Origin of the sequence: Vibrio hepatarius, assembly GCF_018860525.1 — a bacterium.
Lineage (GTDB): Bacteria > Pseudomonadota > Gammaproteobacteria > Enterobacterales > Vibrionaceae > Vibrio > Vibrio hepatarius_B.
In genome coordinates this window covers 75,208-89,221 of sequence record NZ_JAHKPM010000054.1, presented here as the reverse complement: position 1 = coordinate 89,221, position 14,014 = coordinate 75,208, and the positions used below count along the sequence as shown (strand labels likewise).

Sequence of the window (14,014 nt, the reverse complement as noted above, 5' to 3'; positions counted from 1 at the left end):
TTAGCGATTTTAAATTGCGTAGTTAGCAAGCTTTGTATCGCTAGCAACCATTTGATTTAGGTTGGTAAACACTTGTTGAGAGGTCACATTTTCTGAAACGAAAACTTGTGCAAAGTTTTCTTGCGCCATTGAGTTGAATGTTGCTTTGTCAGCTTCGTTTATGCCCCAGACTTCAGAAAGTGTCGCTAAAGTTTCACCTTGACCTTTGGCCATGTCACGAGCCAAGTTGTCGATGTTTCCATCGATAAACATGGCTAATTTCTGTGAAGAAGTCACTTTACCTGTACCGTCACAGCCGAGAGTACCAAAAGTGATACCAAAAGTTTGGTTGCCAGATGTACCGTTTGTTGTTGCCGCAAGGATTTTTGATACTTTTCCTTCATTACCATCAAAGACCATAGTTCCCAATCCACAGCCAACGTCATTGTCTGCCATCACAAGACCAGACATAGGTAATGTAGATGCCAGTACTGTCGCTGCTAGAAGCTTTTTCATAACATATCCTTAGAAGTCATAATTAAAATTTTTGATATAACATGCGCTAATGTGTGCCGCACCGAGTATTAATAGATTAAATCCTTCTATCTTGCAATTACTATGATAAGTGAATGAGTGTATAAGCTTAATTTGTAGTCATAACAGTACTATACGGCTATTATTATCAATAGTCGTATAGTTAGCCTACTAGAAGCAGATATGAAAATAAGTACTTGCTAAAGTTTGCGTTTGAGCACATATTCAGAGTAAGTTACAAACCATAATTAGGTTAGAATAAGCAGCCATGCTGTTATCCACTACTTGAAGTGGGTGCAGAGCCAATCAAAAAGTGTGGAGATACAAGTTTGATAAATGTTTTCCTTGTAGATGATCACGAGCTGGTTCGCACAGGGATACGACGTATTATTGAAGACGTCCGTGGAATGAACGTAGCAGGGGAAGCTGAGAGCGGTGAAGACGCAGTAAAATGGTGTCGGTCGAATCATACCGATGTTATTTTGATGGATATGAATATGCCGGGTATTGGTGGTTTAGAATCGACCAAGAAAATCCTGCGTTTTAATCCTGATGTGAAAATCATCGTTTTAACTGTTCATACGGAAAATCCGTTTCCAACCAAAGTGATGCAAGCAGGTGCTGCAGGGTACCTGACGAAAGGGGCGGGGCCAGATGAAATGGTCAACGCAATACGTATCGTTAATAGTGGTCAGCGTTATATTTCGCCTGAAATCGCGCAGCAGATGGCACTAAGCCAGTTTTCTTCTGCTTCAGAAAATCCGTTTGCGGAGCTTTCTGAGCGTGAACTGCAAATTATGATGATGATTACCAAAGGGCAGAAAGTCACCGATATCTCAGAACAGCTCAATTTAAGCCCCAAAACGGTGAATAGTTATCGTTATAGGTTGTTTAATAAGCTTGGTATCAATGGTGATGTAGAGCTGACCCATTTGGCCATTCGCCATGGAATGTTAGATACAGAGACTTTGTAGTGACCGTTCCTTTTGACTCGGCTTCTTTTTTAAAGACGGTCACTAACCAGCCTGGCGTTTACAGAATGTATAACGCCGAGGCTTTTGTTATTTATGTTGGTAAAGCCAAAGACTTAAAAAAACGCCTCTCTAGTTATTTTCGCACCAAAGTAGATAGTGAAAAAACCCGAGCATTAGTGAGTAATATTACTCAGATCGATGTCACTATTACACATACTGAAACTGAAGCTCTTATCCTAGAGCATAATTACATTAAGCAGTATTTGCCCAAGTACAATGTGCTGCTTCGTGATGATAAATCTTATCCTTATGTTTTCATCAGTGGTCACAAACACCCTAGATTATCTATGCATCGAGGTGCCAAAAAGCGTAAGGGGGAGTACTTTGGACCATACCCAGATGCGGGGGCTGTACGTGAGACCCTACATTTAATTCAAAAAATTCTTCCTGTTAGGCAGTGTGAAGATACGGTATACAGTAACCGGACGCGCCCATGTCTTATGTACCAAATTGGTCGCTGTTCCGGTCCTTGTGTTAGCGACATCATTTCAGACCAAGATTACTCAGCATTGGTTAACCTCGTGCGTTTATTTTTACAAGGTAAAGACCAACAGGTACTGTCAACATTGGTAGAAAACATGGAAATGGCCAGCCAGCAATTGAGGTTTGAAGATGCCGCAAAGCTGCGCGATCAAATACAGGCAATACGTCGAGTTCAAGAACAGCAGTTTGTCTCTCATGATTCTCAAGAAGATATGGATGTGCTTGGCTTTGCACAAGAAAATGGTGTTGCGTGTATTCATATTTTGATGATTCGTCAGGGTAAGGTGCTGGGTAGTCGTAGTCATTTTCCCAAAATCCCGAATAACACGACCCAGCAAGAAGTGTTTTACAGCTTTTTGAGCCAGTATTACTTAAGCCATAATGAGGCGCGTACTATCCCGGTCGGAATTATTGTAAATCCAGGTTTGATTGATGACTCTAAACCATTGCAGCAAGTTCTTAGCGATATCGCAGGCCGTAAAGTTCATTTCCATTTGAAACCTACTGGAGCGCGTTCACGTTACCTAAAACTTGCCAATACTAATGCATTAGCAGCAGTAACCAGTAAAATTAATCACAAGATGACCATATCTCAACGTTTTAAAGCACTGCGTGAGTTGCTAAATATCGAGAGTATTATGCGAATGGAGTGTTTTGATATCTCTCATACTCAGGGTGAAAGTACTATCGCGTCTTGTGTGGTGTTCAACCAAGAAGGCCCTCTGAAGCAAGAGTATCGCCGCTATAACATTAATGGTATTACGGGTGGGGATGATTATGCGGCGATGGGGCAAGTCCTTGAGCGTCGCTATTCTAAGCAAATGGATGTGGATAAGATCCCAGATATTATATTTATTGATGGCGGGAAAGGGCAGCTCAACCGTGCGGTCGAGATTATTTCTAGTTACTGGAACGACTGGCCAAAACGTCCTCGCTTGATTGGAATTGCTAAGGGAGTGACTCGTAAACCCGGGTTGGAAACATTAGTTACCCCTAGTGGAGATGAATTTCATTTGCCAAGCGATGCTCCAGCATTGCATCTAATGCAACATATACGTGATGAAAGCCATAACCATGCTATTGCTGGCCATAGAGCGAAGAGAGGTAAAACTCGAAGAACAAGCGCTTTAGAGGAGATAGAAGGTATTGGGCCAAAACGTCGCCAAGCTTTACTTAAATACATGGGGGGGCTGCAAGAACTTCGTCGTGCTAATGTAGAAGAAATTAGCAAAGTTCCGGGGATTAGTGCTTCTTTGGCAGAAAACATTTATCAAGCATTGAAACAATAGGAAAAATCCCGCACCATAGGGCCCTGTTGTTAAGCAGTGAACAGAGCAATACGCAAACGATAAGAGCCTCAATAAATATGCGTTTAACTATCCCTAATATTTTATCATTACTACGACTTCTTCTGATACCAGTGTTTGTTGTGGTGTATTATCTTCCCTATAGCTGGTCCCCTTTTGCCGCTGCGATGGTTTTTTGGGTTGCAGGCTTTACCGATTGGCTGGATGGGATGTTGGCGCGTAAATTGGGCCAAATGTCTCGTTTTGGTGCTTTTATTGATCCAGTGGCTGATAAAGTTTTAGTGGCAAGTGCATTGATTTTGATTACTGATCACTATCATAGTATTTGGGTAACCATTCCTGCGGTTACTATGATTGCCCGTGAAATTATTATTTCGGCTCTACGTGAGTGGATGGCTGAAATTGGTAAACGCGCGAGCGTTGCCGTTTCTTGGGTTGGTAAGGTCAAAACGCTCAGTCAGATGTTTGCACTGTGGGTGCTTATCTGGCGTTATGACGATTGGATGGTTTGGCTAGGTTATATCAGCCTCTATGTGGCGACTTTTCTGACATATTGGTCGATGGCCCAGTACCTAGTAGCTGCCAAAGATGACCTCCTCAATGAGGAACACCACTGAAAAACGGGCTTATGCCCGTTTTTTTGTTATCGCATCGACTTTACAACAGCTAACTTAGCTAAATTCAAAGAATTTGTGCGACTTTATTAATCAAATTAGCCCTTTTTGGCGTATAATTAGTCAAACGATTCAAAAAATAAAAAATAGTGTTGACTCATTAGTTCGAATCCGTAAAATGCATCCCGTACCCAAGAGGAACGCAACAAAAAAGCGAATCGATTGGAGTTACAAAGGCGCGTTGGCAGAGTGGCTATGCAGCGGATTGCAAATCCGTGGACCTCGGTTCGACTCCGGGACGCGCCTCCATTTGCGACACTAGCTCAGTTGGTAGAGCGCAACCTTGCCAAGGTTGAGGTCATGAGTTCGAACCTCATGTGTCGCTCCAAATTTTATGATAGTGATGACCAACAATCATTATCAAGATGGTGTCTCCATCGCAAGTTTTAGATTTGCGTGCCCTGGTGGTGGAATTGGTAGACACAAGGGATTTAAAATCCCTCGGCGTTCGCGCTGTGCCGGTTCAAGTCCGGCCCGGGGCACCATCTAACCAAATACGCGACACTAGCTCAGTTGGTAGAGCGCAACCTTGCCAAGGTTGAGGTCATGAGTTCGAACCTCATGTGTCGCTCCAAAAATAAAAAACCGCCTAAAAGGCGGTTTTTTTTATTTTGGAGTTTATCGCCTATCATTATTTACATAATGATTTTTGAGGGTAGTGGTGCCCGTATTTCTCTATCTTAGCGATTAAGTGAATATTGATAATTCTTGTTGACCGTGCTCTCCTTATACCTTTTCCTCTATAGCATTTTAATAAATGATATTACAACTAAATTTTCCTTTAGTTTAAAAAAAACCAAATAATCTCATATTTTCCTTACTGTTCTTATTGTCATCATTTGTATCTATATGTGTGAGTTTTAAATAAAAATTATAATTGATGTAAATATAAACTTTGCCTAAAGTAGCCATGATGAATTGTTTTATATGGTTCCACTATTTTTACTAGAGGGGAGCATATAATCTAATGTTCGTACTTAGCATAATTTCTTAATGATGAGAAATTCTCAATATTTTTCAATATAAATAGGGCAATAAATGAAATATAGACATTTTATGTTAGCAGGGCTCATTATTCCAAGCTGGTCTGTTTTATCTACTCCTAATATAAATCGATGTAAAAATATAAATATTCCATTTGAAAATAATCAATTATATTTTGACCAAAGTTGTTCAACCGCATATGTTGTGCCCCAAGCTAATGGAACTATAAAAGAAGGGTCTTTTACTCCTAACAGCTATGGTAGAAATATTTGTGGTCACTATCGCTCAACTGTTGAAGCAATTGAGCGTGTCGATAATGAATTATTGGAATTTTATAAAAACTTTGGCGAATACATACAGAAAAAATTAGATCTTATTAATAGAATTCATGAATTGAGGCTTAAGATCAACTCAGTAAGAGAGCAATATGCAAATGAAATAGAGAAGTATGAACAAGCAAAATTTTATTTAGATGTTTTAGGGGAGGAATATATAGAGGTTAGTCAAGAACTTTCTGACTGTAAAAAGGCATCTACTGAATGTAGCTTTGAACAGGAAGAGGTCGATAGAGTTAGAAGTGATCTCACTGTCGCGGCACAAGAGGTAAGTGAAGCTAACAAAGAATATAGGATACCTAAAGCGATTATCAAAAGCGCGGAAAGATCAATCTTGAGTGCAGAAGAGTGGTTAGCATTACTAGAATACGGACAGAGTGCACGCTTGGAAAATATGAAATCCGTCAAAGGTGATTTAATGCAAATGCTTGCTAAGTACTCTTATACTGAGGCAGGTGATGCATTGTTTACTTTTGACTTGGAGCATCAAGCATTAGTCGAAGAGTTAGCTGAAAAATATTCACATCTAGGGTTGAATTGGGAAAAAATGCCTGCAACAAAAGTGGATGCTTCAACGCTATCTTTATTTAACTCCTCGGTGTTGAGCATTGATGCGCAGAATCTGCTTCCTGTAGTAGAGACATACATAGTGGGCCAAGGTCAGCCGACTCCTGGATTTAATACAATAGGCAAGCAGCAGATATCCCCAGAGGACCCATGGTCAGCTGGCAATATATTGTCATCAGTACCCACCAATGATATTGTTAAGGTGGGCTTTAAGGTGAATGCAATTAGTGCGTGTAACTTAGACAATGACTCTAGTCTGAATCAAATGGTCAAAGTCATTAAGCCATCTTTATATTTTCAATATGGGGTTGATGTTTCTTCAGGTTATACCGCTCACGTCAATAAAAAAGCCTTAATTGACGCTACTGAAATTAAACAGTCAAGTGACTACAGTGTCTGGTTAAAGCCTTGGGCAACTGCCAACAGTATCAGTGACTTAAATAGCCTTATTAGCATTAATTTTGATAGCGCTGTGCCTGAAGATGTTCAGTTTAAAGTTGCACGCTCCGTTCTTGAACGCACCGCTCTTAGTTATATGGATAATTTGGGCAAAAGAATACCAATTCCACCATATTCAACCTTTGGAGTTGCTTCGGGTGCAGAATTGCCTTCAATTGATACAGGCTATGAAACAGTATCAGGTCATCAAGGCGTTCACTTCGTATGGAGTAGATTCAGTCAACAAGAAGAAGACACTTTTTCAGCTAGAGATCGCTACTTTTGGGATAATACAGACGCTACTTATTCAGAAAGTATAGCGAGCTCATATATGCTTCCCCAAAGTAAACTGATTTCATTTGAGATTGCACAGTGATTAGAGCTTTAGGTATCGTCCTAATTATTATTTTTTTATGCGTAGCAGGCTGGAGCTATCAGTGGTTATTTATTGATGTTAAGCAGCAAGAACAATTGTTGGTTGATGGTACGAAAAGAAGTACTATCGATTCTCAGTTAGATAAAACCTCGGTTTATTCTGCTGCAACTTCTCTAAATAAAGATCAAACAGAGAACTCAAACCAATTAATTAATCAGCTACAAAGTTCTTATATCGATGCCAAACTAGCAAGATTACTTTCAGATAAAGAGTTATCCAGTGAATTTTCAGCAATTTCTGAATCTATTGAGAATAGTGGACTTTTAAATGATATAAACACCAATGTACTTAATGAAAGAGAAATGGATATGACTGTTAAACTATTTAAGCAGCATGACATATTAGGTACGGAGATTATACGCCGGAAAGTGCAATCTTTGGACAAAGAAATGCTGGCAGAAGAATTAGGAGAGTTAGAAGGAAACTTGCAAAGTATAGAAGAAATCATAAGTGAGGCTGAGAGCTTAATAAGAGAAATAGAGGAAAATTAGTTCCCTTTATTTTTGTACTAAGCATTTAGCATAGTCCATGTTTTGATACTTCCCCCCCAAAGCTTTTTGGGGGGTTCAAATTGTATTACTTTAGTCTCTAGTTACACAAGCTGTGCAAGCATGTCATCTGAGTAGTCTATGAGTACTTCGCCGGCCTTAACTTTAGCAACATAGTCTGGGTTAGCAATTAATGGGCGACCTATGGCTAATAAATCAAATTGTCCGGCGACTAAAGCGGCATTGCCAGTTTTAGGCGTAAAGCCACCAACCCCCATCAAGGTATTGCTATAATGAGCACGCATATAGTCAGACACCTTGCCACCTAAGTAATCAAAAGTCATATTATCGTCGAATATGCCAACATGCAGATAGCATAATTTTCTGCTTTCTAAAGCTTGTAGTAAGTAGTCAAAAACCTGTTTGTCCCTTGGGTCAGATTCCATATTAAAATACGCCCCAGGTGAGAGACGAAGCGCGGTTCTTTGTGAACCAATCGCTTCGGATACAGCGTCAACCACTTGCAAGGCAAATCGAGCCATATTTTCGGCATTTCCACCAAATTCATCCTCGCGCTGATTGCTGGAAAAGTGTAAGAATTGATCAATTAAATAGCCATTGGCTCCGTGGATTTCTACGCCATCAAACCCAGCTTCAAGCGCATTGATGGCTGCCTGACGATAATCTTTAACCAGCTTTAGGATCTCTTCTTGGCTTGCGGGCTTTGGTGTGATGTATTCGAGTTCGCGCATACGTGGAACTGTGCCTTCAACACCGATAGCGGAAGGTGCAAGCACATAATCACCGTCATAGAAATGTGGATGTGCGACTCGACCTGTGTGCCATAACTGAAGGAACATTTTGCCCCCATTTTGGTGAACAGCGTCAGTGACTTTTCGCCAGCCAGCGATTTGTGCTTGAGTATAGATTCCAGGAGTATTGGGATAACCTTGTGCATCCGGTCGTATGATGGTTGCTTCGCTTATGATAAGCCCGGTATCTGCGCGGCGAGCATAATACTTCACCATGTCATCGGTTGGTACAAGATTGGCATCTGCCATGCAACGGGTAAGTGGTGCCATGATGATGCGATTATTGAGTGTAATAGCGTCGTTAAGCCTAAAAGCGTCAAATAAGTGTTCCATGGATATCCCTTTATTCTTGAATGTTCATTCAAGTTAGTCTAATTTGAATGAACATTCAACATGTTTTTTGAATGTGTGTTCAAAATCCGTTAGAGTAGGGTGTTGTTGATAATTTAAATGTGAGTGATGATGCGCAGCGCAGAATTTGATCGTGAAACAGTGCTACGTTCTGCAATGGAAGCCTTTGTAAGTAAAGGGTATTCAAAAACCAGTATGCAGGACCTAAAAGCCGCAACAGGATTACATCCTGGCTCAATTTATTGCGCGTTTGATAACAAACGTGGGTTATTAATAGCAGCTTTAAGGCAATATCGTGATGATAAATCTCGCGAATTTGAAGCCTTATTTGAGACCAAATCTAACGTTTTTGAAGGTTTAAATCATTACCTTGATTCAGTAGTAGATGAGTGCGAGAAAGAGGCGATAAAAGATTGTTTATTGCAAAAGTCATTAAGTGAATTGGCGCAGCAAGACTTGGAAGTAGAAAAGCTAATTGGCTCAATGCTACAGGATTGGCATCGCTCTATTGAAAATAAAATTTCTCAGGCTCAAGTTGCTGGGTACGTGAACAAGAATAAGTCTGCCGGACAACTGACCCAGTTTGTTGTAATGGGTATTTATGGGATGCGCACCCTTTCACATACCCAACCTAAACCCGGCGTGTTGAGAGAGTTAAAGCAAGAACTAACTCATTACCTTAAAAGTTAGTGATTTTTGACTAGGCGATAAATGCTGCCCTTATCGGTACTAAAAATAAGCTCGTCTGTGGGGCTGACAATGACATGCCGAATACGTTGATCTAGGCTCTCAAGAATGCGAGTTTCTCCAATGGCAGACTGGCTGTCATCTATTGTTACGATATTGATATGCTTTAGTTTAAGTGCAGGGGCAAGAAGTTTACCGTTTAACTCTGGATAGTTGCTGCCTCGGTATAATAATAGGCTTGCAGGAGCAATCGATGGTATGTAAACCTTAGTAGGTGACTCAATCCCTTCTTTCTCTGTGGTATCTGCAACATTGATTGGGCCCCAATACTCTTTTCCATGAGAGGTAATGGGCCAACCGTAATTAGCGCCTTTTTTGATGAGGTTTATTTCATCACCACCTCTTGGCCCATGCTCAATTGACCAAAGGATTTCTGACTCGCCATCATAAAATAAACCTTGTGGGTTGCGATGCCCAATGCTCCACAACTCTTTTTGCGCGTTTGGCAAAGTGACAAAAGGATTATTCTTTGCGGCGCTGCCATCTGGATTAAGCCGTAAAATAGCGCCAGCATGGGTGCTCAGATCTTGTCCGTTCGGTCTTTCTCCTCTGTCGCCAATACTCATATACAGATGATCTTTACTAAACGCTAAGCGACTTCCGTAATGACGGCTTGTGTCTGATTTGGAAGTAGAGGTAAAAATCGTTTCGAAATGAGAAAGTTTTCCAGATTGATAGAGAAAACTCGCTAATGCCGTGTCTGAGCCGGTTTGAGTTTTCTGGCTATACGTGACATAGAACTTCTTTTTTTCAAAGGGAGACGCAGCGATGTCCATCCAGCCGCCTTGGCCTGCCGCGTACAGATTATGTGGGTTTTCCATCAACTTAGATGTGTTTCCCGTTTTGGTATTAAGGGCAAGTATATGGCCATTTCTTTCTGCGACAAGCAATGTATCATTGTCAACAAACGCCATTCCCCAAGGTACTTTTAGACCAGATGCAATCTTCTGAGTGTGGTATTCTTGGCTATATGCAAAGCTTATCCATACGGCCAAAACTAACAATAGCGCTGTTCTGGGCATTGATCACTCCTTCTTATCACTTCTGAGCATTAACCTTTAAGCCAACTCTAGGTAGTTTTTTACTTTGTACAACCGGATATTCAGCTTGGTGATGAACTCGTGCTACAAAAACATATTCTTTCTACTTGCAGTATATAGTGTAGAGCGAGTACTTGGCCTATAAGGCAAAAACTTGTATTAAATTGCAGCTCAATGCGTATTTCAGATTGGCTTTAGACGCCGCTTTCGTTACTATGTAGGGCTATTTACGAAGCCCAAACTCCCAGTCGGGATACCTTATAGAAACTACCAGTAGGTAGATGAGGAAACGATGCAACATCTAGAAGAGATCATTGCTAACGCGAACGTTGCTGTTACAGCTGCAGATTCGTTAGTCGCACTTGATGAAGTGCGTGTTCAGTATCTAGGTAAAAAAGGTGAGCTGACCGCTCAGCTTCAAAGCCTAGGTAAACTACCACCAGAAGAGCGCCGCAGTGCTGGCCAAGAGATCAACAAAGCCAAAGGCGTTGTTCAGCAAGCTATTGCGGCTCGAAAAGATGCGCTACAACGTGCTGAATTAGAAGCGAAATTAGCAGCAGAAACTATTGACGTCACTCTACCTGGTCGTCGTATTGAGAATGGTGGCCTGCACCCTGTTACTCGCACTGTTGAACGTATAGAGCAGTTCTTTGGTGAACTAGGTTTTAATACAGAGTCCGGTCCTGAGATCGAAGATGCATTTCATAATTTTGATGCACTGAACATCGCAGAAGATCATCCTGCGCGTACTGACCATGATACCTTCTTCTTTAATCCAGATCTTATGTTGCGTACGCACACTTCAGGTGTTCAGATCCGCACAATGGAAAATGGAAAGCCACCGTTTCGTTTCATTGCTCCGGGGCGCGTTTATCGTAACGATTACGACCAAACTCACACACCAATGTTCCACCAAGTGGAAGGTATGTTAGTCGATGAAAACGTTAATTTTGCCCAGCTTAAAGGGATTCTCCATGACTTCTTGTGTAACTTCTTTGAAGAAGAAGTTGAAGTGCGTTTTCGCCCTTCATACTTCCCGTTCACAGAGCCTTCAGCAGAAGTGGATGTGAAAGGCAAGAATGGTAAATGGTTAGAGGTATTGGGTTGTGGCATGGTACACCCAAATGTTCTACGAAGCGTAGGCATTGATGCAGAAAAATACTCTGGTTTTGCATTTGGTATGGGCGTAGAGCGTTTAACTATGCTTCGCTACGGTGTAAACGATTTAAGAGCGTTCTTCGAGAACGATCTGCGTTTCTTAAAACAGTTCAAGTAATCTAGGGGAACCATCACTATGAAATTTAGCGAAACTTGGCTTCGTGAGTGGGTGAACCCTTCGGTTTCAACGGATGAGTTGACTCACCAAATTACGATGGCTGGCTTGGAGGTTGATGATGTTCTTCCTGTGGCTGGCTCTTTTACAGGTGTTAAGGTTGGCCATGTTGTGGAATGTGGTCAACACCCAGATGCGGATAAACTACGTGTAACGAAAGTTGACGTCGGTGAAGATGAACTGCTTGATATCGTATGCGGTGCACCAAATTGTCGGTTAGGAATTAAGGTGGCGGTAGCAATCGTAGGCGCTGTACTTCCCGGCGATTTCAAAATCAAAAAAGCCAAATTACGTGGTCAACCATCGCATGGTATGCTGTGTTCATTCTCTGAGCTTGGTATTGATGTTGAGTCTGATGGCATTATGGAACTCGCTGAAAATGCTGCGATTGGTACTGATTTTCGTGAGTTCTTAGGGCTAAACGATGTCACTGTTGATGTTGACCTTACTGCAAACCGTGCTGATTGTTTTAGTATTCGTGGTCTTGCTCGTGAGGTCGGTGTACTTAACCGTGCGGACGTCACTGAACCGGCAATAAACCCAGTGGCTCCTGCAATAGACGATACGGTCTCTATTGACGTTAAAGCGCCAGTAGTATGTCCTCGCTACCTTGGTCGCGTGGTTAAAAATGTGAACGTTAAAGCCCAAACGCCGCTTTGGATGCAAGAGAAACTGCGTCGCTGTGGTATTCGTTCGATTGATCCAGTGGTTGATATTACGAACTACATCTTGCTAGAGCAAGGCCAACCAATGCATGCTTTCGATTTGAACAAAATCGACGGTGGTATTGTGGTTCGTATGGCTGAGCAGGGTGAAAAGCTCACGCTTCTTGATGGAAGTGAAGCGGAATTGAATGCTGATACACTGGTTATCGCGGATCATAATAAAGCACTCGGTATTGCAGGGATTTTTGGCGGTCAGGATTCTGGTGTAACGTCTGAAACCCAAGATGTTTTACTAGAGTGTGCCTTCTTCGCGCCTGATCATATTCGCGGTCGTGCACGCAGTTATGGTTTACACACAGATTCATCAATGCGTTTTGAACGCGGTGTTGATTATGCATTGCAAGCAAGTGCGATGGAGCGTGCAACCGAGCTATTAATTGAAATCTGTGGCGGTGAAGTGGCTCCTGTTGTTGCCGTTGAATCAGCAAGCGATCTGCCAACACCAAATACAGTCGCATTGCGCCGTACTAAACTCGATCGCCTACTTGGCCATCATATTGCCGATGCAGATCTGGTTGAGATTTTAGAGCGTTTGGGTATGCAAGTTGCGACAACCGAAGCTGGCTGGACAGCGACTGCACCAACGTGGCGCTTTGATATTGCCATCGAGCAAGATTTGATTGAAGAAGTGGGTCGTATCTATGGCTATGACAATATTCCAAATCAGAGTCCAGCCGCTGATCTAAAAATGCACGATCATGTAGAAGCGAATATTCCACTGAAACGTGTTCGTAACTTGCTCGTGGATCGTGGTTTCCAAGAAGCCATCACTTACAGTTTTGTTGAGCCCGAGCAGCAAAAACTGACGGTTCCAGATGTTGAGCCACTGATCTTACCTTTCCCAATTTCTGCTGATATGTCAGCGATGCGTCTGGGTTTGATACAAGGTCTTCTCAACACGGTTGTTCATAATCAAAAGCGTCAGCAGCCACGTGTTCGTCTCTTCGAGTATGGCCTGCGTTTTATCCCTTGTGAGTCATCAGAAAACGGAATGCGCCAAGAACCAATGCTGGCGGGTGTGATCGCTGGTGCTCGCAGTGAAGAACATTGGGATATAGAAACTAACACGGTTGATTTTTTCGATTTGAAAGGCGATCTTGAAGCTATTCTTGAACTGTCTGCGAATGAAAAAGCGTACTCTTTTGCTGCGGTCAAGCATCCGGCATTGCATCCAGGACAATCTGCGGCAATCATGGTAGATGGAAAAGAAGTCGGTGTAATTGGTACTGTTCATCCAGAGCTTGAGCGTAAATTTGGTTTAAATGGTCGCACGATTGTGTTTGAAATCGAGTGGTCTGCCATCAACACTAAGGTGATCCCAGAAGCGGTACAGCTTTCTAAGTTCCCTTCAAACCGTCGTGATATTGCACTGGTTGTCGAAGAAGAAATTGCATCTGGCGATATCGTTGCAGCGTGTATCGAAAAAGGAGGAGAATTCCTCACAGATGCTCGCTTGTTTGATGTTTATGTTGGTAAAGGGGTAGAGGAAGGCAAGAAGAGCCTTGCCATTGCCCTAAGTCTACAGTCGGTAGAACGAACGTTGGAAGACTCGGATATTGCAGGCGCAGTTGATGCTATTGTTGCTCATGTTTCTGAAAAATTTGGTGCTTCTCTTCGGGACTAATCAACACTAAATGTATAGTAAAAACCTGCTTCTGGCAGGTTTTTCATTATAGTGCCTATTGGAATGATAGTAGGGGACTGCATTGGTACGTCTAGTATTCATTCAGGGATTAATAATAATTCC

At 42.0% G+C, this 14,014-nt stretch carries 11 protein-coding genes and 4 tRNA genes; 12 read left to right on the top strand and 3 right to left on the bottom strand.

Annotated features, from left to right (window positions below; translation table 11 throughout):
- Positions 1-9 precede the first annotated feature (9 nt).
- Positions 10-495, bottom strand: coding sequence for a DUF3015 domain-containing protein (locus KO511_RS15920; RefSeq protein ID WP_171360651.1), 486 nt, complete (start codon positions 493-495; stop codon positions 10-12).
- Positions 496-842: 347 nt separating this feature from the next.
- Between KO511_RS15920 and uvrY the strand changes: the two genes are divergently transcribed.
- The 9 genes from uvrY (at position 843) to KO511_RS15875 (ending at position 7,262) form a co-directional block, all read left to right on the top strand.
- On the top strand, positions 843-1,487 hold the full coding sequence (gene uvrY / locus KO511_RS15915) for a UvrY/SirA/GacA family response regulator transcription factor (RefSeq protein WP_125322573.1): 645 nt from the start codon (positions 843-845) through the stop codon (positions 1,485-1,487).
- A complete protein-coding gene (uvrC, locus tag KO511_RS15910) occupies positions 1,487-3,319 on the top strand; it encodes an excinuclease ABC subunit UvrC (RefSeq protein ID WP_215988391.1) in 1,833 nt (610 codons plus the stop codon). Before uvrY ends, uvrC begins: the two co-directional genes overlap by 1 nt.
- 77 nt (positions 3,320-3,396) lie before the next feature.
- Positions 3,397-3,954 carry a CDP-diacylglycerol--glycerol-3-phosphate 3-phosphatidyltransferase gene (gene pgsA, locus KO511_RS15905; RefSeq protein ID WP_215988390.1) on the top strand — a complete coding sequence of 186 codons (558 nt, stop codon included), beginning with the start codon at positions 3,397-3,399 and terminating at the stop codon, positions 3,952-3,954.
- Between the two features lie 232 nt (positions 3,955-4,186).
- Positions 4,187-4,260, top strand: a tRNA-Cys gene (locus KO511_RS15900).
- 3 nt (positions 4,261-4,263) lie between these two features.
- Positions 4,264-4,339: transfer RNA gene (locus tag KO511_RS15895), tRNA-Gly, on the top strand.
- Positions 4,340-4,409: 70 nt separating this feature from the next.
- A tRNA-Leu gene (locus KO511_RS15890) sits at positions 4,410-4,496 on the top strand.
- 13 nt (positions 4,497-4,509) lie between these two features.
- Positions 4,510-4,585 (top strand) — tRNA-Gly (locus tag KO511_RS15885).
- 464 nt (positions 4,586-5,049) lie between these two features.
- Entirely contained in the window at positions 5,050-6,711 is a 1,662-nt protein-coding gene (locus KO511_RS15880; protein ID WP_215988389.1) for a hypothetical protein, read from the top strand.
- Complete coding sequence (locus tag KO511_RS15875; RefSeq protein WP_215988388.1) at positions 6,708-7,262, top strand: hypothetical protein; 555 nt, start codon at positions 6,708-6,710, stop codon at positions 7,260-7,262. The genes KO511_RS15880 and KO511_RS15875 overlap by 4 nt, the downstream gene beginning before the upstream one ends.
- 101 nt (positions 7,263-7,363) lie before the next feature.
- Here KO511_RS15875 and KO511_RS15870 read toward each other — a convergent pair whose 3' ends face one another.
- Positions 7,364-8,404: an alkene reductase gene (locus KO511_RS15870; protein WP_215988387.1), complete on the bottom strand. Its 1,041-nt coding sequence runs from the start codon at positions 8,402-8,404 to the stop codon at positions 7,364-7,366.
- 129 nt (positions 8,405-8,533) lie between these two features.
- Here KO511_RS15870 and KO511_RS15865 point away from each other — a divergent pair, with 129 nt between their 5' ends.
- A complete protein-coding gene (locus KO511_RS15865) occupies positions 8,534-9,112 on the top strand; it encodes a TetR/AcrR family transcriptional regulator (RefSeq protein WP_215988423.1) in 579 nt (192 codons plus the stop codon).
- Here the strand turns inward: KO511_RS15865 and KO511_RS15860 are convergent.
- Positions 9,109-10,191, bottom strand: coding sequence for a PQQ-dependent sugar dehydrogenase (locus KO511_RS15860; protein WP_215988386.1), 1,083 nt, complete (start codon positions 10,189-10,191; stop codon positions 9,109-9,111). The two genes, KO511_RS15865 and KO511_RS15860, sit on opposite strands and share 4 nt — an antisense overlap.
- 310 nt (positions 10,192-10,501) lie before the next feature.
- Between KO511_RS15860 and pheS the strand changes: the two genes are divergently transcribed.
- The gene (pheS, locus tag KO511_RS15855; protein WP_215988385.1) at positions 10,502-11,485 is read left to right on the top strand and encodes a phenylalanine--tRNA ligase subunit alpha; all 984 of its coding nucleotides are present in this window, start codon (positions 10,502-10,504) and stop codon (positions 11,483-11,485) included.
- Between the two features lie 18 nt (positions 11,486-11,503).
- A complete protein-coding gene (gene pheT / locus KO511_RS15850; protein WP_215988384.1) occupies positions 11,504-13,891 on the top strand; it encodes a phenylalanine--tRNA ligase subunit beta in 2,388 nt (795 codons plus the stop codon).
- The last annotated feature ends 123 nt before the right edge of the window (positions 13,892-14,014 follow it).

What these genes read in the sequence shown, in the direction of transcription:
- KO511_RS15870 (WP_215988387.1), bottom strand. Translation starts at nt 8,404, where the DNA reads ATGGAACACTTATTTGACGCTTTTAGGCTTAACGACGCTATTACACTC.
- pheS (WP_215988385.1), top strand. Translation starts at nt 10,502, where the DNA reads ATGCAACATCTAGAAGAGATCATTGCTAACGCGAACGTTGCTGTTACA.
- pgsA (WP_215988390.1), top strand. Translation starts at nt 3,397, where the DNA reads ATGCGTTTAACTATCCCTAATATTTTATCATTACTACGACTTCTTCTG.
- KO511_RS15880 (WP_215988389.1), top strand. Translation starts at nt 5,050, where the DNA reads ATGAAATATAGACATTTTATGTTAGCAGGGCTCATTATTCCAAGCTGG.
- KO511_RS15860 (WP_215988386.1), bottom strand. Translation starts at nt 10,191, where the DNA reads ATGCCCAGAACAGCGCTATTGTTAGTTTTGGCCGTATGGATAAGCTTT.
- KO511_RS15920 (WP_171360651.1), bottom strand. Translation starts at nt 495, where the DNA reads ATGAAAAAGCTTCTAGCAGCGACAGTACTGGCATCTACATTACCTATG.
- KO511_RS15865 (WP_215988423.1), top strand. Translation starts at nt 8,534, where the DNA reads ATGCGCAGCGCAGAATTTGATCGTGAAACAGTGCTACGTTCTGCAATG.
- pheT (WP_215988384.1), top strand. Translation starts at nt 11,504, where the DNA reads ATGAAATTTAGCGAAACTTGGCTTCGTGAGTGGGTGAACCCTTCGGTT.